Source organism: Aminobacter carboxidus, from assembly GCF_014863355.1.
Lineage (GTDB): Bacteria > Pseudomonadota > Alphaproteobacteria > Rhizobiales > Rhizobiaceae > Aminobacter > Aminobacter carboxidus.
Genome location: NZ_JACZEP010000001.1, coordinates 864,927 through 889,750, shown reverse-complemented (window position 1 = coordinate 889,750; position 24,824 = coordinate 864,927). Strand labels below are relative to the sequence as shown.

Genomic DNA, 24,824 nt, shown 5'->3' with positions numbered 1-24,824 from the left:
TTAAGCTTCTTTCTTGGCCACCGCGACGCGCAGCGACAGCTCGCGCAATTGCTGCGGCGTTGCTTCCGACGGCGCGTTCATCAGCAAATCCTGTGCCTGCTGGTTCATCGGGAACAGCGTCACTTCGCGCAGGTTCTTGGCACCGACGAGCAACATGATCACGCGATCGACGCCGGCCGCCATGCCGCCATGCGGCGGCGCGCCGTACTGGAAGGCGCGGTAGAGACCGCCGAACTGCTCCTCGACCTCCTCGCGCGACTTGCCGGTCAGTTCGAACGCCTTGACCATCAGCTCTGGCAGCTGGTTGCGGATCGAACCTGAGGCGATCTCGAAGCCGTTGCAGACCATGTCGTACTGATAGGCCTTGATGGTCAGTGGGTCCTGGTTGTTCAGCGCATCCAGGCCGCCCTGCGGCATCGAGAATGGGTTGTGGGCGAAGTCGATCTTCTTTTCTTCTTCCAGCCATTCGTAGAACGGGAAGTCGATGATCCAACACAGCTCGAAGCGATCACGATCGACGAGGTTGAGTTCCTCGCCGGCGCGGGTACGGGCAGCACCGGCGAAGGAGACGAACTTCTTGGGATCGCCAGCGACGAAGAAGGCAGCGTCACCATCCGACAGGCCGAGCTGCTGGCGGATCGCTTCGGTGCGCTCCTCACCGATGTTCTTGGCGATCGGACCGGCGCCTTCGAGCTTGTCGCCTTCCTTGCGCCAGAAGATGTAGCCGAGGCCCGGCTGGCCTTCGCCCTGCGCCCAGGAATTCATGCGGTCGCAGAATGCACGCGAGCCACCAGTCTTGGCCGGGATGGCCCAGACCTCGACCTTTGGGTTCGAGGCGATCATGCCGGCGAACACCTTGAAGCCCGAGCCATCGAAATGCTCGGTGACAGGCTGAATCTCGATCGGGTTGCGCAGGTCCGGCTTGTCGGTGCCGTAGGTGCGCAGCGCCGTGTCGTAGGGAATGCGGCGGAACTGCTGGGTAACCGGCTTGCCGTCGGCAAACTTCTCGAACACGCCGCGCATCACCGGCTCCATCGTGTTCCAGACGTCTTCCTGGGTCACGAAGCTCATTTCGAGGTCGAGCTGGTAGAATTCGCCCGGCAGGCGGTCGGCGCGCGGGTCTTCGTCACGGAAGCACGGCGCGATCTGGAAGTAGCGGTCGAAGCCGGCGACCATCAGCAGTTGCTTGTACTGCTGGGGGGCCTGCGGCAGCGCGAAGAACTTGCCCGGATGGATGCGCGAAGGCACCAGGAAGTCGCGCGCGCCTTCCGGCGACGAGGCCGTCAGGATCGGCGTCGAATATTCGGTGAAGCCCTCGCCGGTCATGCGGTTGCGCATTTCGGCGATGATCTTGGTGCGGGCAACGATGTTCTTGTGCAGCGTTTCTCGGCGCAGGTCGAGGAAACGGTATTTGAGGCGGATGTCTTCAGGGTACTCCGGCTCGCCGAACACCGGCAGCGGCAACTCCTTGGAAGCAGACAGAACCTCGATTTCCTGGGCGAAGACTTCGATCTCGCCGGTCGGCAGGTTGCCGTTGACGGACTCGGCCATGCGCGCCTTGACCTCGCCATCTACGCGGATGACCCACTCGCCACGCACGGTCTCGGCGACCTTGAAGGCAGGCGAGTCGGGATCGGCGACGATCTGGGTCAGGCCATAGTGATCGCGCATGTCGATGAACAGCAGGCCGCCGTGATCTCGGACGCGATGCACCCAGCCGGACAGGCGAACGGCTGAGCCGACGTCGGATTTCCTCAATTGAGCGCAGGTGTGGCTGCGGTAACGATGCATGGCAAATTTTCCGGTTCAGGCTGTTTTCACGTCACGCCGGGGCGACAGCTGCACCCGGGCCTAAAATTTGGCGCGAAAAGCGCATGGGTGCCCGGTTTTGTCAAGGTAAAGCCACGGCAGGCCATACGCTCGGCCGCCTAAAAGCGCTTCTTCAGCCAGACCCTGGAGTGCCCGGCCGGATAATCGTCGATGCGGCCGAACTCCTCATATCCCAACCGCTTGTAATACTCCGGCGCCTGGAAGGTGTACGAATCGAGGTGAACACCGATACAGCCACGCTGCCTCGCCGCCGTCTCGGCCCGCGCGAGCAGCTGCTGGCCGAGACCCTCGCCGCGTTTTGCACTGCTGATCCAGAGCCATTCGATAAACAACCATGTGTATTCCGACGAACCCTTGAGACCGCCTGCAACATGACCGTCGTCATCACGGGCAACGATCCAGAGATCCTGGTCGTTATGGGGGCCGCCTGCCTCGTAGTTGTAGGCGTTGAGCCCCTCGCCGATGAACCGGGCGGTCTCGTCGTCAATGCTGGTGCTCACGGTCAATGTCGTCATCGCGGCCTCGTTGGTCCTTGGCAATCCAGCCAGCGGCCGGAGCCAAGCGCGCAAGCTAGCCGCGTCCGTGACAACGACGTTGGCGCAGCCGACGGAATATGTCGCACCAGTGGCTGACTGCCATTGACCGATCGGGCAAACTGTAGCCACCTCAGCTTTTGTATCGCGTTGCCTGATGTCCTCCATACGCCCCCTCATCCCGCTCCTGATCACTGCCGGCATTCTGCTCGGCGGCAACGGCCTGCAAAGCACCTTGATTGCGCTGCGCGGGGCGCAGGAAGGATTTTCGGCGTCGACAATCGGCTTGATGGGTACAGCCTATTTCATGGGCTTCCTGCTCGGCTGCATTTTCATCACGCGCATCATGAAGGCCGTCGGCCACGTCCGCGCCTTCGCCGCACTCGCCGCCATCGCCGCCTCGGCGACGTTGACGCTGGTTCTGGTCATCGATCCGGTGATGTGGTCGGTGATCCGCTTTGCCACCGGCTTCTGCTTCGCCGGACTGTTCACGGTGATGGAGAGCTGGCTCAACTCGGGCGTTTCCAATCATGACCGTGCCCGCATCCTGGCGATCTACCGCATCATCGACATCGCTTCGGTGACAGGCGCGCAGTTCATGATCCCGGTCTTCGGCGCCGGTGGCTTCACCATCTTCGCCATCATGTCGATCATGATCACGCTGTCCTTGGTGCCGGTCTCGCTTGGCGACCGCTCCAATCCGACGCCGCCAGAAGACGTCAAGCTAGACCTCAAGCGCGCCTGGCAGATATCGCCGCTCGGCAGCATCGGCTGCATCTTCGTCGGCGTCACCAACAGCGCGTTCCGCACACTGAGCCCGATCTATGCCGAGCAGATCGGCCTGTCGGTCACCGACGTCGTCACCTTTGTCAGTGTCGGCATCATCGGCGGCGCGCTTGTCCAGTACCCGCTCGGCTACATGTCCGACCTGTGGGATCGGCGCAAGGTGCTGCTCGTCACCACGATGGGTGCGATGGCTTCGGCGCTGATGCTGGTCTTCCTCGCCGGCGACTCGCCGCTGGCCAATTTTGTGTTCGTCTTCATCTTCGGCTCGTTCGCCATGCCGCTCTATTCGCTGTCGGCGGCACATGCCAACGACCGCGCCGAAAAGGGCGAGTTCGTCCTGATCAATGCGGCCCTGATGCTGTTCTACTCGGTCGGCGCCATAGCGGGTCCGTTCGTGGCCTCGGTCGTGATGGAGCGATATGGCCCGCATTCGCTGTTCAGCTTCAGCGCTGCTGTCTACGTCGTGTTCGTCGGGGTGATCATCTACCGTATGGGCTCGCGCTCGCCGGTTCCGGCCGGTCATCGCGGTCGCTTTATCGCCCTGTTGAGGACGTCACCCATTTTCGCCCGTCTTGCCGGCCGAAATAGCCCCTCCAACGGCACTGATGAGCGCTAGACATCCCCGTTGGACGTGCAAGCGCTTGACGAAAGGGCGCCCGGCTGAAATGGAAAGATAACGCGTTCTGATAAAAGCAATATTATGCATGTAATAACGACCCAGGACGAACTCGAAACCGTCGTAGCCGCTCTCGAAAAATCCAACTTCGTCACGGTAGACACCGAGTTCATTCGCGAAACCACTTTCTGGCCCGAGCTCTGCCTTATCCAGATGGCAGCACCCGGTGTTTCCGCGTTGGTCGATCCTCTGGCGCCGGGCCTCGATCTCAAGCCATTCTTCGCGCTGATGGCCAACGAGGCGGTGACCAAGGTTTTCCATGCCGCCCGTCAGGACATCGAAATCATCTTTCATCTCGGCGCACTGATCCCGCACCCGGTGTTCGATACCCAGGTCGCCGCCATGGTCTGTGGTTTCGGCGACAGTGTCTCCTACGAGCAGATCGTCCAGAAGATCACCGGCGGGCGCATCGACAAGTCGTCGCGCTTCACCGACTGGCGCCACCGGCCGCTGTCGGAAAAGCAGCTCGACTACGCACTGGCCGACGTCACCCACCTGATCGATGTCTACAAGCATCTCGTCACCGAGCTCGAGCGCGAGAACCGCGCGCACTGGCTCAACGAAGAGATGGAGGTTTTGACCTCGCGCGAGACCTACGACCCGCATCCAGAAGATGCCTGGAAGCGGCTCAAGATGCGGCTGCGCAAGCCGCAGGAACTGGCCATCGTGCAGGCGGTGGCAGCCTGGCGCGAGCGCGAGGCGCGCGAGCGCAACGTACCGCGCGGACGCGTGCTCAAGGACGACGCGATCTACGAAGTCGCCCAGCAGGCGCCACGTGATGCCGCGGCCCTGTCGCGGCTGCGCACCACGCCAAAGGGCTGGGAGCGGTCATCCTCGGCCACGGCACTGCTGACCGTCGTCAACGAGGCGCTGGACATGCCGCGCGAGCAGATGCCCAAGCTGCCCAAGACGTTCCAGCCGCCGGAAGGCTCAAGTGCGGCCTCCGAACTACTCAAGGTGCTACTGCGCCTGGTGTCGGAAAAGGAAGGCGTGGCACCCAAGGTGCTTGCCTCCGGCGACGACATCGACCGCATCGCCGCCGAAGGCGAAGCCGCTGATGTCCCTGCCCTTCAGGGCTGGCGCCGTTCGGTGTTCGGCGAAGCAGCGCTGAAGCTCGTGCGTGGCGAACTCGCCATCCGCTTCGACAAGCGCAAGATCGCGGTGTTCGAAGTCGAGGCTTGAACGGTCTGTTCGGCGTTGCTCAGACCGCGCCAGCAAGATGCAGTGCAAACCATATCCAAAGCAGGGCCAGCAGCAGCGCGCCCAGAATAAAGGCCCTGCTGCGATACTTGATCCTGTTGTGGGTCAGGTGGAACCAGGCATGCGCATAACGCAACGCCACGAACAACCACGCCAGCACGAGCGCTACGTAAGAAATGCCTGACGTCACATAGAGCGACAAGCACGCGACGTAAAACAGCACCGGCAATTCGAACTGGTTGATGATGTTGTTGGCTGCGGTCACGCTCGATTCGGGCTCGGTGGCCCGCGTCTTGAACTGGTTGACACGTGCCTCGCCCGAGCGAACTGCATGCCTGCGCCGGGCAGAAAGTACGGCATAGACGACGTAGACCAGCAGCACCTGGGCAAGCATGGGCCAGAAAATCACAGCCTGGTTCATAAGCATCCCCTCAAGCAAAGCCGAATAATTACAAGATCATCTGCCACACACTTCATTCGTCCTAATTGAGAGTTTACTTAGGTGGACGAAATTATTGGCGTGAAGCACAATCCCATGATCGGTCAAACATGATGCTCCCTGCAACTGCCAATCGCTACTAACCGGCCCTGGCCATCATTCAGGCCGGCACGTTTGCGCGCGAACGTGCGGTGCGCGCTCGAAGAAGCCTCTGACGCGCCCGAAAAGCTCCGTCACGCATTGGAGCAAGCCCTGGCCGTAGGCGGAGCGCGCACTGCGGACAGCACCCAGGCTGAGCGGCCAGAGCGAAATTCCACCGACCGCCTCGTCCATGCCATCGGATGACAGCCAGGTCGGCGAACTGGGCGTTGACGTCACTATCGCTGGTAATGACAATGCGACTGCCCCCGACCGGCGCACCTATGAGCTTCGCGGCATCCTCGTTCACTATCTTGAATTCATCGACGGGTCGGCCTTCGACAAAAAGCAGAAATTCGCGACACGGCTTTGATCTGATCAGCCTTTGAAGCGGTGTCCGACGTCTCGTGGAAGCGCCCGCTTGCGCAGCGCCGCAAGCAAAAAGGCAGCGATGGCGATCAACGGAATCGCCAGAAGTGCAAACTTCGTCACGATCAGTGATGAAGCCAGCGACATCGACTTCGCTCCGGCCGATGGCGGGTCGGACAGGATGCGTGCGACGACGATGTTCTGGGCGTAGTCGGCAATCGTGTAGGGCAGCGCCAGGGCGAGCGCGACCGCCGCGCGCATCGTCTCCGCCATGGCTGCGAAGCGCGGCAACCGATCGCCTGATTTCAGGATCAGGCTGACCAGCGTCGCCGACAGCAAAGCCGGAAAGACCAGGTCGAACGTCAGGTAGTGCCAGACGAGAATGATCTCGGCGCCAGGCCGCCCTAGTGCTGCGACCCAGGCGAATCCCTCACTCTCGGAGAAGCCCAGGAAACGCAGGTCGAGCGACGCCAGGCCACCGCTCAGGCCGCGGAAATAGAAGAACTCCAGCAGCGTCATGGCGGCGAAAACCGCCGCCGCAACGAAGCTCAATGCGGCCGCGTGACGCCGCAGCCGTCCGATCATCGACCTCACATGCCGCCGGGATAGTTCGGGCTTTCGCGGGTGATGGTCACGTCATGGGCGTGGCTCTCGCGCAGGCCGGCATTGGAGATGCGCACGAAGGTGGCGCGCTCGCGGAAATCAGCAAGATTGCGGCCGCCGACATAACCCATCGCAGCCTTGAGGCCGCCGGCAAGCTGGTGCAGCACACCGCCAACCGCGCCCTTGTACGGCACCTGGCCCTCGATGCCCTCGGGCACGAGCTTGAGCGTATCGCGAACCTCGGCCTGGAAGTAACGGTCAGCCGAGCCGCGTGCCATCGCACCGACCGAGCCCATGCCGCGGTAGGCCTTGAACGAGCGGCCCTGATGCAGATAGACCTCGCCCGGGCTTTCCTCGGTGCCGGCAAGCAGCGAGCCGATCATCGCAGCGCCCGCGCCAGCAGCAAGCGCCTTGGCCAGATCGCCCGAATACTTGATGCCGCCGTCGGCAACGACGGTGACGCCTGATTTCTGGGCAGCCTCGACCGCCGACATGATCGCCGAAAGCTGCGGCACACCAACGCCCGCGACGATGCGCGTGGTGCAGATCGAGCCCGGTCCGATGCCGACCTTGACGGCGTCAGCACCTGCGTCGATCAGCGCCTGGGCGCCATCGGCGGTCGCGACATTGCCGGCCATGATGCGCACGGAGTTGGAGATCTTCTTGGCCCGCGCGACGGCGTCGAGAACGCGCTGCGAATGGCCATGCGCCGTGTCGATGACCAGCAGGTCGACACCAGCGTCGATCAGGCGCTCGGCACGCTCGAAGCCGTCATCGCCAACGCTGGTGGCGGCGGCAGCTCGCAGGCGTCCCTGCGCATCCTTGGAGGCGTTCGGGTTGAGCTGCGATTTCTCCATGTCCTTGACGGTGATGAGGCCGACGCAATTGCCGTGCTTGTCGACGACGAGCAGCTTTTCGATGCGGTGCTGGTGCAACAGCCGCTTGGCCTCGTCCTGCTCGACCGTCTCCTTGACGGTGATCAGGTTCTCGCGCGTCATCAGCTCGTAGACCTTCTGCGCCGGGTCGGAGGCAAAACGCACGTCGCGGTTGGTCAGGATGCCGACAAGGCGGCCGGTCTTCTGGCCACCGGTGCCACCATTTTCGACGACCGGGATGCCTGAAATGCCGTGCGTGCGCATCAAGGTGAGCGCATCGGCCAGCGTGGCGTCCGGGCCGATGGTGACAGGATTGACCACCATGCCCGATTCGAATTTCTTGACCTGGCGGACCTGTTCGGCCTGTTCGACCGGCGTGAAATTGCGGTGGATGACGCCGATGCCGCCAGCCTGAGCCATGGCGATGGCTAGGCGCGCCTCCGTCACCGTGTCCATGGCCGCCGAAATGATCGGCACATTGAGGTCGATATCACCGGCAATGCGCGTGCTGATGTCGGTTTCGCCGGGCATGACCTCGGAATGGCCGGGCTGCAGCAGCACGTCGTCAAAGGTCAGCGCCAGAGCGCCGGTGGAGGATTCAATGATTTTTGCCATGGCCAACCTCGGAATGCGTGAAAGGACGCTGGAACCATTGGTATGCAGCGTCGACTCGTCTTTTCCCTTTCAGGATTGGCGCTGGCTGGTACCACGTCTTCGGACCGATGAAAAGCGGTCGATCAAGGCCAATCGACGCAGCCGTGGCCAGCGATACTTGCGCCGACTCATTTTCTCGGCAAGGTGCAGCAAAGGTGGGATGCAGCCGCAAATTGCAGGGGCAAACGCACGATGAACGACATGCCGGCAGCGCAACCGCAGACCGCGCCGAACTATGCGATGCGACGCGAACCCTTCACCTTTACCGGCACGACTCGCGAATATTTCGGCATCTGGATCGTCAACGTACTTTTGACCATCCTGACGCTTGGCATCTACTCGGCCTGGGCCAAGGTGCGGCGGCAGCGTTACTTCTACGGCAACACGCATCTTGCCGGCGCCAGCTTCGACTACCACGCGCTGCCATGGCGCATCCTTGTCGGGCGCATCATCGTGCTGGTGCTGCTCGTCGCCTACAATCTGACGCTGCAGTTTCTGCCTGTGCTGGGGCTTTTCATCTTCATCGCCCTGATGTTTGCCATCCCTTGGTTCATCATGCGCGGTCTTCGTTTCAACGCGCGCGTCACCAGCTATCGCAATGTGCGTTTCGATTTCACCGGCGGCTACTGGGGCGCGTTCCTTGCCTATATCGTCGGCGGCATGCTGATCTACGGTTCGCTCGGCCTGCTTGCACCGCTCGCCTCGCGGTGGATCTGGAACTACATGCTCGGCAACCTGCGCTATGGCGGCCGGTCGATCGACTGCGACCCGCGCCTCGACAGGCTTTACGGACAATGGTGGTTGCCGGCCTTCGTGTTTGTAGGCGGCACGGTGCTCGCCGGCGCGTTGGCGTTCGGCCTGCTTTTCGGGCTGGATTTCAAGCCCGTCGATCCTGCAAGTGCCAGCGGCTGGTCAATCGGCGTGATGATGATCACGCTCTATGGCGCGATGATCCCGCTATTACTGGTGTTCATGCTATCGTCCCTGCTTTATCGGGCTGGCACGCGAAACGTCGCGATGAATGAAACCGTCATCGATGGACGACACATGCTGGCATCCTCCATCGGCAGGCGGCGCTTCGCCTGGATATCGGTCAGCAACCTGTTGGCCACGATCTTCACCCTTGGCCTTGCCCGCCCTTGGGCTGCCATTCGGATGGCCAGCTACATGGCCACGGTAACAGCATTGGACAGCACGGGATCGCTCGACGCCTATGCGAGCGCCCTGCAGAACGAGGGCACGGCGACGGGTTCCGAGTTCCTTGATGTGGAAGGGTTCGACCTTGGTTTCTGAGCCGGCAGCCGTTTCTGGGCTCTGGCGCAAGGCCGGAGAAGCCCGCGCCGTCGATGCGCTTTTGACCATCGCCACCGATGGTGCGACCGCAGTCACCGACAAGGCCGGCGTGCAACTCGCAGCCTCACCCTTTTCGGCAGTCACGGTTTCGGACCGCGTCGGCTCGGTTGCCCGCCAACTGACATATCCCCGTTCTGGTGTATTCGAAACCACAGACAATGACCGCATCGACGCGCTCATTGCACCGCATTCGGGCAAGCGCCCCGGCTTGATCCACCAACTCGAGCGCTTCCATCCGCGCTTGCTGGTGTTTGTCGCCGCAACGGTCATCCTATGTGCCGCGCTCTATCGCTACGCTGTTCCGGTTCTGGTCGAGGTGGCCGTTGCTGTTACCCCGCCGTCGGTGACGGCCCTGATGAGCAAGAGTGCACTTGCCTCGCTTGATCAGGCAATCTTCGAACCGAGCAAGCTCAGCCCCGAGCGCCAGAAGCTGCTGAGCGACGGCTTCGCCGGGCTCGTGGCGTTGACACCACAGGCCAAATACGAGGGGCCGGCCTACACGCTGAACTTCCGCGCCGGCGGTGCGATCGGTCCCAACGCCTTTGCCCTTCCGGATGGAACGGTCGTACTGACCGACGAACTCGTCGAGCTTGCCGGCAAGGACGACGAGATGATCCTGGGCGTGCTCGGCCACGAGATCGGCCATGTCGACCACGAGCACAGCCTCAGGCAGCTCTACCGCGCGGCAGGCGTGACCGCTCTGATCATGCTGATCGGCGGCGACATCGGCTCCGGCACCGAGGACTTGCTGATCCAGGGATCGGCGCTGATGTCGCTGTCTTATTCACGCGGCGCCGAAGCCGAGGCGGACCGGTTCAGCGTCGAGCTGATGCACAAGGCAGGACGCGACCCGACTGCCATCGCCCGCTTCTTCGAACTGCTGCGCGACAAGTATGGCGACAAGGATGAAACCGACTTCCTGTCGACGCACCCGGCGACACCGGAACGCATCGCCGAGACTTTGCGTTATGCCCGCGAAGTCGGCGTCTCGAAATAGCTGGCCCTGAAATGCAAAGGGCGCTGGCAGCGGACATGCCTCGGCATCCGTGATAACCCTCGATTGCGGCCCAACCAGAGACCGCATTGCGTCTGACTTCCTGCCCCCCGGACTTGCCCCGCGTGAACAGAACCACCCCGCTGATCCTTGCCGTTGCCCTGTTCATGGAGAACATGGACTCGACGGTCATCGCTACATCGCTGCCGGCGATCGCCACCGACATCGGCACGAGCCCCATCGCGCTCAAGCTGGCGCTGACAGCCTATCTGGTTTCGCTCGCCATCTTCATCCCGATCAGCGCCTGGATGGCCGACCGTTTCGGCGCCAAGCTGGTCTTCCGCGTAGCGATCGGCGTGTTCATGCTGGGTTCGGTCGCCTGCGCCATATCGGGCTCGCTCGGCGAATTCGTGCTGGCGCGGTTCCTGCAAGGCATGGGCGGATCGATGATGACGCCGGTGGCGCGCCTCGTGCTGGTGCGCACGACGGAAAAGAGCGGCCTTGTCGCCGCAATGGCAACGCTGACGATACCTGCGCTGGTCGGTCCGTTGATCGGCCCGCCCGTCGGCGGCTTCATCACCACCTTCTTTGCCTGGCACTGGATCTTCCTGATCAACATTCCGATCGGCGCGCTTGGCATCTGGCTGTCCGGGCGCTTCCTGCCCGAGATACCGCCTGAAGCGACACGACCGATCGACGTGCCCGGCTTTTTCTTGTCGGCGATCGCTGCGTCGGGCGTGGTCTTCGGCCTGTCCGTTGTCAGCTTGCCGGCCTTGCCGCCAATCATCGGCGCAATCACCATCGCCATCGGCCTTGGCGCCGGCCTGCTCTATGTCAGGCACGCCCGCACAGCGCCCTACCCGCTGCTCGAACTCAAGCTGTTTGCCAATCCGGTTTTCCGCACCGCCATTTTCGGCGGCTCGCTGTTTCGCGTCGGTGTCGGTGCATCCCCCTTCCTGTTGCCGCTGCTGTTCCAACTCGGCTTCGGCCTGTCGCCGTTCCAGTCGGGCATGATCACCTTCGCCACCGCCGCGGGCGCACTGTCGATGAAGTTCGTCGCGCCGAAGATCCTGCGGACCGTCGGCTTTCGTTCCGTGCTGATGATTGCATCAGTGGTGTCGGCTGGCCTGATGGCTGCCAATGCGTTTTTCACACCGCAGACGCCATATCTGGTGATGCTGGCGGTACTGTTCCTGGCAGGCTTCCTGCGCTCGCTGTTCTTCACCTCGTCGAACGCGCTGGTGTTCGCCGACATCGAGGCGGCACAAAGCGGCCAGGCCACCGCGATCTCGGCGGTGGCGCAGCAAACCTCGGTGGCGCTGGGCGTTGCCGTCGGCGGCGGGGCGCTCGAAATCTGGTCGCTGGCCACAGGCCAGGCGATCGGCGGCGCAGGCTTCACCTTCGCCTTCCTGACGGTTGGCATGATCGCGCTGGTTCCGGCGTTCATGTATGCGCGCATGGCGCCGGACGCCGGCAAGGCGATCTCCGGTCATCGCCTGCCTCACAACCCCGCTGACGAACCGCAGCAACTATGAGGTTTCGGGTTCGGCCTTGCCCTTGAAGTCTTTGGCGAGCAGGTAGAGCTCGGCCGATTCGTCACGCGACGCTGGCGGCTTGACGTGATGGACGCTGCGGAAATTCTTCTTGAGCAGGTTCAAGAGATCGGCTTCGGTGCCGCCCTGAAACGTCTTGGCGAGGAAATGGCCGCCTGGCTTGAGCACCGAGATGGCGAAATCAGCGGCGACCTCGCACAGGTGCATGGTGCGAATGTGGTCAGTGCGGCGATGCCCGGTCGTCGGTGCCGCCATGTCGGACAACACCAGGTCGGGTGCGCCGCCAAGCGCCTCAGACAAGCGTGCCGGCGCATCGTCGTCGAGGAAATCCATCAGCAGCACGGGCGCGCCCGGAACCGCGTCCATCTCAAGATAGTCGATGCCAAGGACATGCGGGTTCTCGGCGGTCGAGCTGGTGCGGGCGGCCGCCACCTGGCACCAGCCGCCGGGCGCCGCCCCGAGATCGATGACCTTCATGCCGGGCTTGAGCAGATGGTGCTTGTCGTCGATCTCGATCAGCTTGTAGGCGGCGCGCGAGCGGTAGCCGTCGGCCTTTGAGCGCTGGACGTAAGGATCGTTCATGTGGCGCTCGAGCCAGCGACGCGATGATTCCTTGAGCCCGTGCTTCTTCTTGATCTTGGTGCGCAGCACGCGGGTCGCGCCTGCCGCAACTCCCGGCTTTGTCGGCTTCTTGGTCATCTCAATTGTCCGTTCCGCCAGTTGCGGCGCCACACGCCGTCGTCGGCCATCAATTCGCTCAAAATGCCTTCGCGCAAGCCCCTGTCGGCGACGCGCAGCCGTTCCGACGGCCACACGGCCCGAATGGCCTCGAGAATGGCGCAGCCGGCCAAAACGAGGTCGGCCCGGTCGGCGCCGATGCAGGGATTGGCCACGCGCTGCTGGAAATCCCAGCCGAGCACCTTTTCGACCATCCGATCGACGCTCAAGCCGTCCATCCACAGACCGTCGACACGGCGGCGGTCGTAGCGGTCGAGTTCGAGATGCACGCCGGCGAGCGTGGTCACCGTGCCCGAGGTGCCCAAAAGATGGAACTTCGGACCCGACACGATATGACCGAGACGGTCACGCCCGTCGAACGAGCGCAGCCGCGTCGCGACGTCCTCGACCATCGCGGCAAAGATCTCGCGCGTCACCGTGCGGCCACCAAAACGCTCGGCGAGCGAAACAACCCCAACCGGAAGCGACGTCCACGACACGATGTGATTCGCCAGGCGAGGCGAACGATGGCGGGAGACGTCGATCAGGGCGATCTCCGATGAGCCGCCGCCGATGTCGAACAACACCACGCCGTCGGTATCGCGCTCGACCAGCGAACCACAGCCGGATACGGCAAGCCGCGCCTCGGTCTGACGGTCAATGATCTCGAGCTTGAGACCTGCTTCGCGCTCGACGCGGTCGATGAATTCGGCACCGTTTGCCGCCGTGCGGCAGGCTTCGGTGGCGATCAGGCGCGCCTTCTTGATCTTGCGGTTGCGCAGCTTGTCGCTGCAGACCTTGAGCGCCTCGACCGCGCGGTCCATCGCCGGCTGGCCCAGCCGCCCGGAAGCAGACAGCCCCTCGCCCAGCCGCACGATGCGCGAAAAGGCATCGATGACGCGGAATTGTCCGGGCCGGCCAGGCACGGCAACCAGCAGCCGGCAATTGTTGGTGCCGAGGTCAAGCGCGGCAAAAACCGGCAGCTCCGACATGGGAACGCGACGCACCTGCTCGGTCTGCTCTGGGATTGCCGCGGGACCTGGTCTTGCCGCGGGCATGTTCGGCTTGAGCGACGCTGGCGGGCGGGCTGTTTCAGCCTGTCCGCCGTCAACCACGGGCTGTGCGCCATCGCGCGCAAAAACTTTGCGGCCGCGACGGCGCTTACGCCTTTTCCTGGTCTTTGCCTTGTGTTGCGCAGCGTCCCCTTGGCCGTGACCGTTGGCCGGTCGTGCGGCGGCCTGACGGCCCTTTTGAGATCGGCCGGCGCCATGACGCGACGGCCCATCCCCGGAGACACCCGCATCCGACGCGTCAGCGCCGGGCTCGCGGTCCTTCACCTTGCAACTTCCTTCTGGCGCCGCGCGAACCTTTCGGACGCTGCACGCGCATCTCATCTTGTGTTGAAACCAGACTATCAGCGCGCGCGCGGATCACCAAGGCCGCCTGCGTCGAAATTTGCCTCGCGGCGTCCCGGGCGGCAGGCCTCCCTATAGAAAACCTTGGCTCGGGTTGAATAGCCGGCTTCGATGGGGCAAAGCTGGCACCCCAGCCGGTCGTGCGAGCGGACGCATAACCACAACGCGAGGTACTGAAACGCCAGACCGAAAGGAGCGGGCAAGCGCTGCCGCATGAGAATCAAGGACTTCATCTGGCCCGTCATCGGATTTGGCGCCGTCGCCGTTTCCGCCTGGCTGCTCTACAATGAGTGGCGCGAAATCTCCCTCGACGACGTCTGGAGCGGCCTTGCCGCCATCCCGCTACATGGCTGGATCCTGTCGGCGCTGAGCTCGGCCGTCGCCTACGCAGCCCTTGCCGGCTATGACCACATCGCGCTCTTGCACCTGCGCAAACGGGTGTCGTGGTTCTTCGTCACGGTATGCTCGTTCACCACCTACGCCTTGTCGCACAATATCGGCGGCTCGGTGTTTTCGGGCGCCGTCATCCGCTACCGCGCCTATGCCACCAAGGGGCTGAACGGCCAGGATGTGGGCGTGCTGGTCGGCATCTGCTGGTTCACCTTCGTGCTGTCGAGCGTCTTTGTCGGCGCCGTGGTGATTCTACTCGAGCCAGGCCTGCTCGACCGCTACACCGAAGGCAGCCACGAAGGCTGGTGGGTCGCGCTGGGCATCGCCATGCTGCTCGCCGTCGCCGCCTATATCTTCGGCAGCTGGCTGCACCTCAAGCCGCTCGCCATCCGCAGCTTCCGCCTCTACTACCCGTCCCTGCCCATCGTCGCGCGCCAGCTGATCATCGGCCCGCTGGAGATCCTGGCTGCCGCGGCGATCATCTATTTCGCCCTGCCCACTGAGAACAATCCAGGCTACCTGATCGTCCTCGGCATCTTCCTGATCTCGTTTGCGGTCGCCCAGGCATCGCATGCGCCGGGCGGCCTGGGCGTGCTCGAGGTGGTGTTCCTCACCGGCCTGCCGGAGATGGATCCGGCCACCGTGCTTGCCGCACTGCTGGTTTTCCGCTTGTTTTATCTGCTCATTCCACTCGTCCTCGGCATTGCCGCGGTCCTTGCCTTCGAGCATTCGCAATTCGGACGCAGCGGCAAGCTCGACGAGCGCTGAAAACCGAAATTGCCGTTGCCGATGGGGTTGACTATTTCCCGGCGGCGGCTAAAAGGCGCGCACCGGCGGCGTTGTCGAGACAGCGTCGCGGCCGAACCAAAAAATCGGCCTTGCTGGGGAATAGGTTAACGGTAGACCCACGGACTCTGACTCCGTTAGTCCTGGTTCGAATCCAGGTTCCCCAGCCACACCTCTTTTTCATATATTTTTCAAGCACTTAAAAAACATTAGCAAACGCTAAGTGTTACAGATTCGTGGATGCCCCACGTGGACTTAACCGGCTCTTGAATGCATGTCCGCGCAAACCTACGTTGGTCGCAGTCGTCTGACGACTCGCGGGATTTCATAGGGGCTATTTTGAGACCTTTCAGGATCAAGCTTCTATCGGGCACCTATTTGCTGAAGGGTGATCTTCAGAAGCGCCTTGAGGACGAGACGCATTTCATCATCTTCGCCGCGAACAAGGCCGACGCGCAGGGGCTCGCGTTTCAGTTCGTTGCCGAAAAGATCACGGACTCCTCCCCGCACGTTGTCCACGCCGCGTTCGACCAAACTGCAGACCTTGTTGAATCGCTTGAGCGCGATGATCCGCGCTACAAAGACCTGTGCGACGTGCTGAAGGAAGCCGCACTATATTCAGGGTCCATCTCCATCGGCGGGGCCGTGCTGGTGTGTCCCCAACATGAAGCAGGAAACACGCTAGTCGTTCCCCTATCGGAAGGCGACCGGAAGCGGGTTCTTTTGGAAATCATCTATCAGATGGACAAGGCAGAAGGCGGGCTCCAATGGAGCGATGAGAAGCCGCTCAACGGGGTCGCGCTCGCCAAGGCCGTTCAAGCGCTGTTCTGATACGGCTTGGGTTTTAGGTGACGCTGGCAGGATACTTGCGCTTGGTGGATGGTCCATGTTTAGCTTTTAGCTGCTTCACATTCCCGCTGAGAGATGCTGCGCCCACGCCGAGACAGTCTCGGCTACAGCCAAGAGCTTCGCATAGACCTTATCCGGGCCGGCAAGCACCCGAGCCGCTCCAACGGGCATGGCCCACTTAATTGCGCTATCAACGGCGGTATCAGCCTTGCGTCCCAACCAAGCGAGAATCGAACCTGCCACGGCTTTGAGCTTTGAGGCCTGCGCTTCAAGTTTTACTGGGTCCGGCTGAGCCTGTGCAGCTTCTGTCCGTAGCTCTACGGTCACCTGCACCACCATACGAATCTCGACGGGTGAAATCGGGTCCGGCTCCACAAGCTCCGGTGGATTGTTATGGCTTCGTGGCGGAAGGTTGTCTCTATACGTTTGAAGCGAAGCCTCTAGGCTTTCAACTTTTGCCAGTAGCTCTTGATGGAAATCTCTCGGCGCTTCGCGGGCGGCGGACCGCTCAACGGGGCGACCTATCACAAGCCTGCGACCTTGCGCATCAGTAAGAAAGCGCCCGGCTCCATCGGTCAAATATGCCTCTCCTTCTGGGGACAAGTCTGTCTGTCGATTGGCTGTTCTGGGGTCCTCCTCACGAGCACCAGTCCTCATCGTCACCCGACAAATTCAAGTCTTCGTCTTGCCAGTGGTCTTCTCGCCTCGCTTTAGGTGCCCAATCGAAAAGCCCGTCGCTGGTAACTATAGCTTTTAACTGCCGATCTTCATCGAATGCCAATGCCATGCCCTACGGTTCGCGCACTGCCCTATCTGGAACGCGGTGTCTTTAGCCAAGTATAGAAAACCATGATCGCAAATCCGACAAGCGACGCGATGCCCGCGACCGCCCATAGCTCGTAGCGCTTGCCCATGAACGGTATCTTGATTGTGCCGAGAGCCGGGATGAAAACACCCCAAAAGAAAAGCAACATGCAGGCGCATAGGGCGAAGATGAAAGTGGTCTCTATCGGTGAGGCTGCAAATTCTCCGAACAGGCTCTTTCTGAAATCGGATTGCGTGAAGAGCTTGTAGACACCGACAGCCGCAAAGCAGGTGATCATAAGCCCAATGATCGCTCCCATCGCCTTTTCAGTCCCGCCGGACGCCGGTCTGTAAGCGAGCCGTGGCGCGATAGTCGACTTGCATCAATAGATTCCCTGCCTACGCCCGATTGTGCCTCTGTCCCAGAATATAGACAAGAAAAACCCGCCGATGGTCGTCGGCGGGCCTGTGAAAAACTGGGGAGGTTGCCTCCCCGCCAGTCGTGCGCCGTGTCCCGACGAGGGGGGGGCGCGCTAAAAGGGGAAATGTCGATCCGGCTTCTTTTGCTCACATACCAATACGTCGGTCCAGTCGATCATGTCGGTTTTTCCGACAAGGACAGGGGGATGACCCGACAGGTAGTAATTTCGCTGCTTTTTGAGGTCTTTCCCGATCAACGCCTTTGGGCAGTTGCGCAATCAGCTTCCGACCAGGGCGGCCGTCTACTCAACTCAAGACGGGATAGCTCGGCGCGAATATCTCCGACACCGGCGGATGCTGCCAGCTCCTGTCGGGATATTTGGCGATCAAGCCCTCGAACTGTCGCTGCGCGCGGGCGCGTGCGGCACGAATGTCAAAGCCGGGGAGCTTGCCGTCGAGCATTGACAGCCGCCCGTCGACGAACACGGCCTGTGTGACTTTGCCCGAACCGCCTGTTACCACAGTGGTGATCGGATCGACTGTCGGCGTCATGTGGGGGTCGTCGAGGCGGAACACCGAGATGTCTGCCTTGGCGCCAGCGGCGAGCCGGCCGATGTCGGTGCGGCCCAGCGCCTTGGCGCCGCCAAGCGTGGCTGCATCATAGAAGTCCTTGCTCAGCACGGCATCCGACGCCTTTTCGCTGATGCGGCAGGTAACCAGGCCCATCAACAGGTTCATCAGCATGTCAGGCGGCGAGGTGTCGGTCGCCATGCCGATGTTGATGCCGAGCTTCCTGCACGCGGCAAACGAGTGCAGCATGCTGCCCATGCGCGCCGACACCAGTGGCGAATGCGCGATGGAGACGCCGTTCTCGGCATAGAGGGCCAGGTCGTCGCCCGAGGCGTGGGTACCGTGCGGCGTGATCAGCCGCTCGCTCAGCAGGCCATGATCGGCCATCCAGCGCGGACCTGACACGCCGTGGAGCGTTTGCATGGTTTCGAGCTCGAGCTTGCCCTGGGCCATATGCAACCGCACGCGGCAATCGAGGTCGCGTGCCGCCGCCATGGTCCGTTGCAGGACCGCGAGCGTGCAGGTCTCGACCCTGTCGGGCGCCAGCATGCCATTGACCAGCCCGCCATGCCGGCCGTGCTGCCGCTCGATGAAGGCAATCGCATCGTCGAGCCCGGCAAGGCCCCTCGCCTCGTCGAAGTCGGGCACGATCTTGCCTGGCGCCTCAAGCACCATGCCGCCCGAGCGATAGGCAGGACTGAGGAAGACACGCAGGCCAAGATCGCCGGCGGCATCCGCGGCCGCGTCGAACTCGGCGACCGTCTCGCCCCATTCGCGATAATAGAGCGAGGCGATGGGCGCTGCCGTGGTGACGCCGTTCAGCAGCGACAGGCCGAAGGCGAACTTCTTCTGGAAGGCCAGCTCCTCGGGCGAATACATCTCATAGGGCCCGCGCTCGACATAGGAGCGCGGCCAGATACGGCCCTTGGCCCATCCGGGCTGGTTGTCGGTGACGAGCACATAGGTGTCGATGTCCGACAGCGCATCGAGATCGATCAGGCCGGGGCTGATCAGGGCTGCGCCGAAGTCGATGCGCCTGGCAACCTCGCCATCGAAGCGGCGGCCGGCGAAGACGACCTCGCCTCCCTCGATCACCAGTTCGCCGCGCGGCACCAGGCAGTGCCCCTCGCCGTGATAGGCAAGCAGCCAGTCGGCAGTCATCAGCGTACGGCCGGCGGGCCGCTGGCCGAGGGTCAGCTCTTTGGGACGTGTCATCGCCAATCCAGTCGTCTGAAGTCATCGCGCCGGCCGGCAGACGGGCGCAGTTAAAGAAAGGGCGCTTCACCTTTCAGGATGAAGCGCCCAGGTCTTCTTGGGAGTTATCGTTGGGCTGGGCTTAGTCGCCGGCCATCTGCGTCAGCCAATGGCGTGGCTTGTTGTCCGAGCGGAAGTCGACGCTCTTGACCTTGGCCTGCGTCGCCCAGGCGATCGGCTGCTGGTGCAGCGGAACGAGGATCGTGTCGTCCTTGGCGATCTTGAGGGCAGCTTCTTCCAGCGCCAGGCGTTTGGCGACGTCAGGTTCCTGCACGGCCTGCGCAACCAGCTTGTCGAGCTCTGGATACGACCATCCGCCATAGTTCGACACGCCGACCTTGTCGTTCTTGCTGGAGAGCACCTGGGCAAGGATCGAGTAGGCGTCGAGCGTCGGCTCGTTGGCCCAGCTCAGATTGAACATATCGGCCTTGCCCTGCGTGCGCTTCGGCGACTGGATGGCCCGCGGCGCGATGTCGATCGAGACGTCGAAGCCGGCGCGCTTCAGCATGTTGGCGATGCCGGCGCAGAAGTCCTCCTCGTTGATGCTCTCGTCGTTGGAGCACATATAGGTGAACTTGAGACCTTCCTGGCCAGCCTCGGCGAGCAGCTTCTTGGCGCGTTCCGGATCGGCCTTGCTGTAGGTGTCGAGCGACTTGGCATAACCCGCAATCTCGGGCGCGATCAACGAGCCGGACGGACGGGCAAGCCCGCGCATCACCTTGGCATTGATCAGATCGCGGTCGATCGCCGCTTCCACGGCTTCACGAACACGCACGTCGTTGAACGGATTGGGGCGTCCATCCTCGAGCCTGTCCTTGCGGTTGAAGCCGAGGAAGACCGTGCGGAACTCCTGCTTCTTCAGGACCGTCAGGCCCGGCGAGCTTTCGAGACGCGGCAGATCCTGGATCGGCGCGGAATCGACAAGGTCCACTTCGCCCGACAGCAGCGCTGCGACGCGGGTCGCCGGCGAGGCGATTGGCATGTATTCGATGCGGTCGAGATTGTGCTTCTTCTCGTCCCACCACAGATCGTTGACGAGCAGCACGGTCTTGCTGTCGGCCACGCGGCTTTCGAGCTTGAACGGCCCCGTGCCGTTGGTGTTGTGGGTTGCGTAGCCTTCCGTCTTCGTGTCGACGGCAGTCGGCTTTTCGGTGTTGTTGGCCTTCAGCCATTTGCCGCTGAACATGAAGATGTTCGTCATGTCGTTGAGGAACAGCGACGTCGGAGCCGAGACCTCGACATCGACGGTGTAGTCGTCGACCTTCTTGCTGCTGACGTAGAGCGGGATGTTGCCGCGCAGCGGCGAGGACGGATCGGCAACGCGATTGAGCGAGGCAATCACGTCGTCGGCAGTGAAGTCCGCGCCGTCATGGAACTTGACGCCCTTGCGCAAAGTGAAGCGCCAGACCTTGTTGTCGATGAGCTTCCACTCGGTCGCCAGCGCCGGCTCGATCTTGAAGTTCGCATCGTAGCGGACCAGTCCCTCATAGATATGGTTGAGGAACGACAGGTTGAACGTCGACGCGATCGAGTCGGGATCGAGCGAATAGATATCGGCTCGGCCGCCCCAACGCAGGGTTTCCGCGCTGGCCGGTGCGGCCAGGGCGACTGCCGCCACCGCGCCAAGAATAATCCGTTTCAAGCGAGACATGTTACCTCCCCATATCCTGTCGCTTCTCGATCTCCACCATCACGATGGTCGACGACATTGTCAACAATATCGTTGACGTAAAGTACCCAAAACGGTAGCAAAATTGGTATGCGCGTCCTTATCCGCCGCAGGACGCTCACCGCTTCGGAAGACACTATCTGGGCTCAACCACTTGACTGGAATGGACAAAATCGCATGAGCGAACTGCTGTTGCTCCATGGAACCATCGTCACCGTCGATGCCGAACGGCGGATCATCGAGGACGGCGCGGTCGCCATATCGGGCGACAAGATTGTCGACATTGGTTTGGCGAGCGAACTTGAGCCCCGACATCAAGACAAGAAGGTCGTCGACTGCCGCGGCAAGCTGATCATTCCGGGCCTCATCGACGCGCATGGCCACGCCGGCCACGTGCTGATCCGCAGTATCGCAGCGGACACCAACTCCATGTGGATGCAGATCGTCACGCCGACCTACTACCACTACACCACCCGCGACTACTGGTATGCGGACGGACTGGTTTCCGGCCTCGAGCGCCTGCGTGCCGGCGTCACGACGGGTGTCAGCATCATCTCATCCATGCCGAGGAGCGACGATCCGGTCTTCGCCAGCAACCATGCCAAGGCCTATGGCCAGATAGGGCTGAGGGAAATCATCTGCGTCGGCCCGGCAGGGTTGCCCTGGCCACATCCGGTGACACGCTGGGAGGGCGGCAAGCCGGAACGGCGCAACGTCTCGTTCGAAGAAATGATCGAGGGAGCGGAGGCAACCATTCAGGAACTGAACGGCGATGCAGAAGGGCGCATCAAGGTGTTCCTGACGCCTTTCACCATCGTGCCGTCGCTTGATCCCTCCAACACGACGACGCCGGACCGGGCGGTCAAGCTCACCGACAACGACCGCATGCAGGCTCGCCGCGTGCGCGAGACGGCCCGCAAATGGGGCGTGCGCATCCATTCCGACGCCTTCGCCGGCCAGATCCGCATGGCCTTCCAGGACAAGGAGAACGCCCTCCTCGGCCCTGATGTTCATTTACAACACTGCTGGGGCATCTCGCATGAGGAAGTCGATATCCTGGCCGAGACCGGCACCTTCGTCACTCACGCACCGCCCGGACGTTCGACGCCGATCCTCGACATGATTTCCAAGGGCGTGCCGGTGGCCGTCACCTCCGACGGCGTCTCGCCAAGCCGCCACTTCGACATGTTCCAGATGGCGCGGCTTGCCCAATACACCCAACACCTCTTGCACAACCACGACCGCTACCTGCTGCCGCCGGGCAAGATGTTCGAGATGATCACCATCGACGCCGCGAGAGCGCTCGGCATGGACCACGAGATCGGCTCGCTCGAGATCGGCAAGAAGGCTGACATCGCCATCATCAACATGCGCCAGCCGCATCTGACGCCCAACTGGATGGTCGTTCACCGGCTGGTTCATCAGGTGCTTGGCAGCGACGTGGACACCGTCATCGTCGACGGCAAGGTGTTGATGGAAGGCGGCAAGGTGCTGACGACGGATGTCGAACAGGCACTCGATTTCGGCGAGCGGGAAGCGCAGGCTCTTGTCGACCGGGCCGGCCTGCAAGCGCATATGCACGACCCGGCCTGGGGCAAGCTCTATCGCACCTTCGAGGAACCTGTGGTGCCACCGACACCGCCCATGTAAAATCCCGCATCCATCGCGGCCTGCCGAAGTAAGCCGCCACCATGCACCAAGGCAAAGGGGCCCAACGGCCCCTTTTTCTTTTCCGGCTTCATCTGTTCGCCGCCCTCAGCAGCAGGTCGGCATCAGCGATCGCCGGCCCCTTCTGGCGCGGAAAATCATAAGCGTTGACTTTCGACGTTATGTAACCGGCGCCGACAAGCGCTTCGGCGATCTTGAGGGCTGCGGTCACCCCGTCGATGACAGGCACGCCCGTTGCCTTGGCCAATCGGTCGCACAGGCTCGACATGCCGGCGCAGCCGAGGATTATCGCCTCGGCACGATCATAGAGCTTTGCGCGCTCGATCGTCTCGATCAGCAGGCGCTCGGCCGTCTCGGGGTCTTCCTCAAGGCCAAGAACCGGCAGGTCGATGGCATGCACGGCGCGGCAATGATGCCCCGCGCCATAGGCCTGGACGATGTCTTCGATGATCGGCACCGATCGCGGCAAGGTGGTCACCACCGAAAAGCGCCGGCTGATTGTCATGGCCACCTGCACGGCAGCCTGGCAGATGCCGATAACCGGCCCCTTGGCGACTTCGCGGGCAGCATGCAGGCCCGGATCGTCGAAGCAGGCGATCACATAGGCGTCGACGCCCTGTTCCTCGCCCTTGCGGATTTCCGACAGCATATCAGGTACGGCCAGAGCCTCGTCGGCGCTGCCTTCGATGCTGACAGGCGTCCGGGTCGGGTTGACGGCGCTGACATGCGTTCCCGCACTTGCCACGCGCAGCGCGCTTTCAAGCGCCTGGTTGGTCATGGAAGCGGTCGAATTTGGATTGATCAGGCGGATATGCACTTTGCTGGATCCTACTCGCCGCTTTGGTTTGCCTTGAGCACATCCGCCATCGCCGGCGCCTTGAGCACGAACTGGCGGTCGGAGGTGATGTAATTGTCCGCATGAAGTCGGGCGATCGGCTGATAAACTTCAGGGTTCACGTAGCGCCCGGCCTCGTCGAGACAATCGCGGCGGACGTGCATGTGCACCACTTCGCCCAACACGAGCACGCGACGCGGGTACTCGATCAGCCGCTCAACGCGACATTCGAAGGCGCACGGCGCACTGGTGACGTATTCGACATCGAGCTGTGCCCCCTTGGCGGTGGGCAGCCCGGCCATCTCAAGCTCATCGACATCGCTGTCGAAGCCTAAGCCACAGACGAGCATCTGCTGAGACAGCGCCATGTCGACCATGTTGACCACGAACTCGCCGGTACGCCTGATATTGACCATGGTGTCCTTGTCCTCGCCGGAAAGGCGCGGCTGGATACCGAGAACCACGATCGGCGGTTCATGCGAGAACACGTTGAAGAAGCTCATGGGTGCTGCGTTGCTGTGCCCGGTGGCCGAGCGGGTGGTGACGAGCGCGATCGGACGCGGACCAATGAAATTGGTCAGCAGGCGATAGCGGCCGTCCATCTCCAGCTTGGTGAAATCGAACTCCATAAGCCCTCTCAGTTCCGAACTATTTGGTACACAATTTTAAACTAAATTGTCGGCAAAATTGGTTTCGGAAAATTTATTGGAATGTTGACTTTTAGTTGGCCATGACGAATGTCGGCCTTTGTAGGAGGCATCGCTTCATGACCGAACAAGCAAGCGTTTCGACGCAGCAGATTGTCGAAAAGGTATGGCTTTCGATTGCCGAGCGCCGGCTCCGTCCGGGCGTCCAGCTCAAGGAAGGCCATCTCGCTGAAATCTTCGACGTCAGCCGCGCGCGCATTCGCCAGGCGCTGACGGCGCTTGAGCGCGAAGGCCTTGTGACGATCATACCAAATCGCGGTGCTTACGTGTGCCAGCCCTCCGTCGACGAGGCCCGCGACGTGTTCTTCGTGCGACGCTCGGTCGAGCGCTGCGTCGTCGAGCGCATCTGCAAGTCGACGTCGAAGGCCGATGTCTCCAGGTTGCGCAGCCATGTCGCCCGCGAGAGGGTGGCGAACGCGAATGACGCGACCACCGACATCATAAAACTGTCCGGCGGCTTCCACCTCTTGCTCGCCGAGCTCTCCGGCTCGGACTTCCTCTTCGGCATGATGCGCGACCTGATCTCGCGCACGTCGTTGATCACCGCCGTGTACCGCAACACAGCACGCTTCAACTGCGGGCCCGACGAACATGACGAAATCGTCGAGGCTATCTCCGCTGGCGACGGCGAAAAGGCTTTGCGGTTGATGCAACATCATCTCGATCATGTGGAGGCCGAGCTGGACCTTAGGGAAGTCCGCGACATGTCGCACGACCTCAAGGCCGCCCTGGCATAG

Annotated in this window: 23 protein-coding genes and 1 tRNA gene; 11 read left to right on the top strand and 13 right to left on the bottom strand. The window is 62.1% G+C overall.

The window, feature by feature from the left end:
• Both aspS and IHE39_RS04105 read right to left on the bottom strand, forming a co-directional pair.
• Window positions 1-1,791 carry an aspartate--tRNA ligase gene (gene aspS / locus IHE39_RS04110; RefSeq protein ID WP_184768830.1) on the bottom strand — a complete coding sequence of 597 codons (1,791 nt, stop codon included), beginning with the start codon at window positions 1,789-1,791 and terminating at the stop codon, window positions 1-3.
• A gap of 137 nt (window positions 1,792-1,928) precedes the next feature.
• Window positions 1,929-2,345, bottom strand: a complete 417-nt coding sequence (locus IHE39_RS04105) for a GNAT family N-acetyltransferase (protein ID WP_192565597.1) — start codon at window positions 2,343-2,345, stop codon at window positions 1,929-1,931.
• 130 nt (window positions 2,346-2,475) lie between these two features.
• Here IHE39_RS04105 and IHE39_RS04100 point away from each other — a divergent pair, with 130 nt between their 5' ends.
• Window positions 2,476-3,765: an MFS transporter gene (locus IHE39_RS04100; protein ID WP_343070067.1), complete on the top strand. Its 1,290-nt coding sequence runs from the start codon at window positions 2,476-2,478 to the stop codon at window positions 3,763-3,765.
• 84 nt (window positions 3,766-3,849) lie between these two features.
• Window positions 3,850-5,007, top strand: coding sequence for a ribonuclease D (gene rnd, locus IHE39_RS04095; protein ID WP_192565595.1), 1,158 nt, complete (start codon window positions 3,850-3,852; stop codon window positions 5,005-5,007).
• A 19-nt stretch (window positions 5,008-5,026) separates the two neighbouring features.
• On the opposite strand, the gene IHE39_RS04090 is transcribed toward rnd, so the two are convergent.
• The gene (locus IHE39_RS04090; protein WP_192565594.1) at window positions 5,027-5,446 is read right to left on the bottom strand and encodes an MAPEG family protein; all 420 of its coding nucleotides are present in this window, start codon (window positions 5,444-5,446) and stop codon (window positions 5,027-5,029) included.
• Window positions 5,447-5,795: 349 nt separating this feature from the next.
• Between IHE39_RS04090 and IHE39_RS04085 the strand changes: the two genes are divergently transcribed.
• Entirely contained in the window at window positions 5,796-5,975 is a 180-nt protein-coding gene (locus IHE39_RS04085) for a hypothetical protein (RefSeq protein WP_192565593.1), read from the top strand.
• A 5-nt stretch (window positions 5,976-5,980) separates the two neighbouring features.
• Here the strand turns inward: IHE39_RS04085 and IHE39_RS04080 are convergent, their stop codons facing one another.
• Together IHE39_RS04080 and guaB are read right to left on the bottom strand one after the other, a co-directional pair.
• Complete coding sequence (locus IHE39_RS04080; protein ID WP_192565592.1) at window positions 5,981-6,556, bottom strand: hypothetical protein; 576 nt, start codon at window positions 6,554-6,556, stop codon at window positions 5,981-5,983.
• Between the two features lie 5 nt (window positions 6,557-6,561).
• Window positions 6,562-8,064 (bottom strand): IMP dehydrogenase, encoded by a 1,503-nt coding sequence (gene guaB, locus IHE39_RS04075; RefSeq protein WP_184768823.1) that lies wholly within the window; start codon window positions 8,062-8,064, stop codon window positions 6,562-6,564.
• Window positions 8,065-8,295: 231 nt separating this feature from the next.
• On the opposite strand from guaB, the gene IHE39_RS04070 reads away from it, so the two are divergent.
• The 3 genes from IHE39_RS04070 (at window position 8,296) to IHE39_RS04060 (ending at window position 11,985) form a co-directional block, all read left to right on the top strand.
• Window positions 8,296-9,396 carry a YjgN family protein gene (locus IHE39_RS04070; RefSeq protein WP_246485377.1) on the top strand — a complete coding sequence of 367 codons (1,101 nt, stop codon included), beginning with the start codon at window positions 8,296-8,298 and terminating at the stop codon, window positions 9,394-9,396.
• The gene (locus tag IHE39_RS04065) at window positions 9,386-10,453 is read left to right on the top strand and encodes a M48 family metallopeptidase (protein ID WP_246485376.1); all 1,068 of its coding nucleotides are present in this window, start codon (window positions 9,386-9,388) and stop codon (window positions 10,451-10,453) included. Before IHE39_RS04070 ends, IHE39_RS04065 begins: the two co-directional genes overlap by 11 nt.
• A 122-nt stretch (window positions 10,454-10,575) precedes the next feature.
• A complete protein-coding gene (locus IHE39_RS04060) occupies window positions 10,576-11,985 on the top strand; it encodes an MFS transporter (RefSeq protein WP_192565590.1) in 1,410 nt (469 codons plus the stop codon).
• Here IHE39_RS04060 and IHE39_RS04055 read toward each other — a convergent pair.
• Both IHE39_RS04055 and IHE39_RS04050 read right to left on the bottom strand, forming a co-directional pair.
• Entirely contained in the window at window positions 11,980-12,702 is a 723-nt protein-coding gene (locus IHE39_RS04055; protein WP_192565589.1) for an RlmE family RNA methyltransferase, read from the bottom strand. The two genes, IHE39_RS04060 and IHE39_RS04055, sit on opposite strands and share 6 nt — an antisense overlap.
• On the bottom strand, window positions 12,699-14,114 hold the full coding sequence (locus IHE39_RS04050) for a Ppx/GppA phosphatase family protein (RefSeq protein WP_210327468.1): 1,416 nt from the start codon (window positions 14,112-14,114) through the stop codon (window positions 12,699-12,701). Before IHE39_RS04050 ends, IHE39_RS04055 begins: the two co-directional genes overlap by 4 nt.
• A gap of 234 nt (window positions 14,115-14,348) precedes the next feature.
• Here IHE39_RS04050 and IHE39_RS04045 point away from each other — a divergent pair, with 234 nt between their 5' ends.
• The 3 genes from IHE39_RS04045 to IHE39_RS04035 all read left to right on the top strand — a co-directional run bounded on the left by IHE39_RS04045 (window position 14,349) and on the right by IHE39_RS04035 (window position 16,142).
• A complete protein-coding gene (locus IHE39_RS04045) occupies window positions 14,349-15,293 on the top strand; it encodes a lysylphosphatidylglycerol synthase transmembrane domain-containing protein (protein ID WP_184768818.1) in 945 nt (314 codons plus the stop codon).
• Window positions 15,294-15,407: 114 nt separating this feature from the next.
• A tRNA-Gln gene (locus tag IHE39_RS04040) sits at window positions 15,408-15,481 on the top strand.
• A gap of 208 nt (window positions 15,482-15,689) precedes the next feature.
• Window positions 15,690-16,142: a hypothetical protein gene (locus tag IHE39_RS04035; protein ID WP_192565587.1), complete on the top strand. Its 453-nt coding sequence runs from the start codon at window positions 15,690-15,692 to the stop codon at window positions 16,140-16,142.
• 75 nt (window positions 16,143-16,217) lie between these two features.
• On the opposite strand, the gene IHE39_RS04030 is transcribed toward IHE39_RS04035, so the two are convergent.
• The 4 genes from IHE39_RS04030 to IHE39_RS04015 all read right to left on the bottom strand — a co-directional run bounded on the left by IHE39_RS04030 (window position 16,218) and on the right by IHE39_RS04015 (window position 20,859).
• On the bottom strand, window positions 16,218-16,739 hold the full coding sequence (locus IHE39_RS04030; protein ID WP_192565586.1) for a hypothetical protein: 522 nt from the start codon (window positions 16,737-16,739) through the stop codon (window positions 16,218-16,220).
• A gap of 230 nt (window positions 16,740-16,969) precedes the next feature.
• Complete coding sequence (locus IHE39_RS04025; protein WP_184768814.1) at window positions 16,970-17,284, bottom strand: hypothetical protein; 315 nt, start codon at window positions 17,282-17,284, stop codon at window positions 16,970-16,972.
• Window positions 17,285-17,690: 406 nt separating this feature from the next.
• Window positions 17,691-19,169 (bottom strand): amidohydrolase family protein, encoded by a 1,479-nt coding sequence (locus IHE39_RS04020; RefSeq protein WP_192565585.1) that lies wholly within the window; start codon window positions 19,167-19,169, stop codon window positions 17,691-17,693.
• A gap of 121 nt (window positions 19,170-19,290) precedes the next feature.
• Entirely contained in the window at window positions 19,291-20,859 is a 1,569-nt protein-coding gene (locus tag IHE39_RS04015; RefSeq protein ID WP_192565584.1) for an ABC transporter substrate-binding protein, read from the bottom strand.
• Window positions 20,860-21,054: 195 nt separating this feature from the next.
• Between IHE39_RS04015 and IHE39_RS04010 the strand changes: the two genes are divergently transcribed.
• A complete protein-coding gene (locus tag IHE39_RS04010) occupies window positions 21,055-22,527 on the top strand; it encodes an amidohydrolase family protein (RefSeq protein WP_192565583.1) in 1,473 nt (490 codons plus the stop codon).
• 88 nt (window positions 22,528-22,615) lie between these two features.
• Here IHE39_RS04010 and IHE39_RS04005 read toward each other — a convergent pair whose 3' ends face one another.
• Together IHE39_RS04005 and IHE39_RS04000 are read right to left on the bottom strand one after the other, a co-directional pair.
• Window positions 22,616-23,362: an aspartate/glutamate racemase family protein gene (locus tag IHE39_RS04005; RefSeq protein WP_192565582.1), complete on the bottom strand. Its 747-nt coding sequence runs from the start codon at window positions 23,360-23,362 to the stop codon at window positions 22,616-22,618.
• Window positions 23,363-23,373: 11 nt separating this feature from the next.
• Window positions 23,374-24,009, bottom strand: a complete 636-nt coding sequence (locus IHE39_RS04000) for a flavin reductase family protein (protein WP_192565581.1) — start codon at window positions 24,007-24,009, stop codon at window positions 23,374-23,376.
• Between the two features lie 137 nt (window positions 24,010-24,146).
• On the opposite strand from IHE39_RS04000, the gene IHE39_RS03995 reads away from it, so the two are divergent.
• Complete coding sequence (locus IHE39_RS03995) at window positions 24,147-24,824, top strand: GntR family transcriptional regulator (RefSeq protein WP_184768808.1); 678 nt, start codon at window positions 24,147-24,149, stop codon at window positions 24,822-24,824.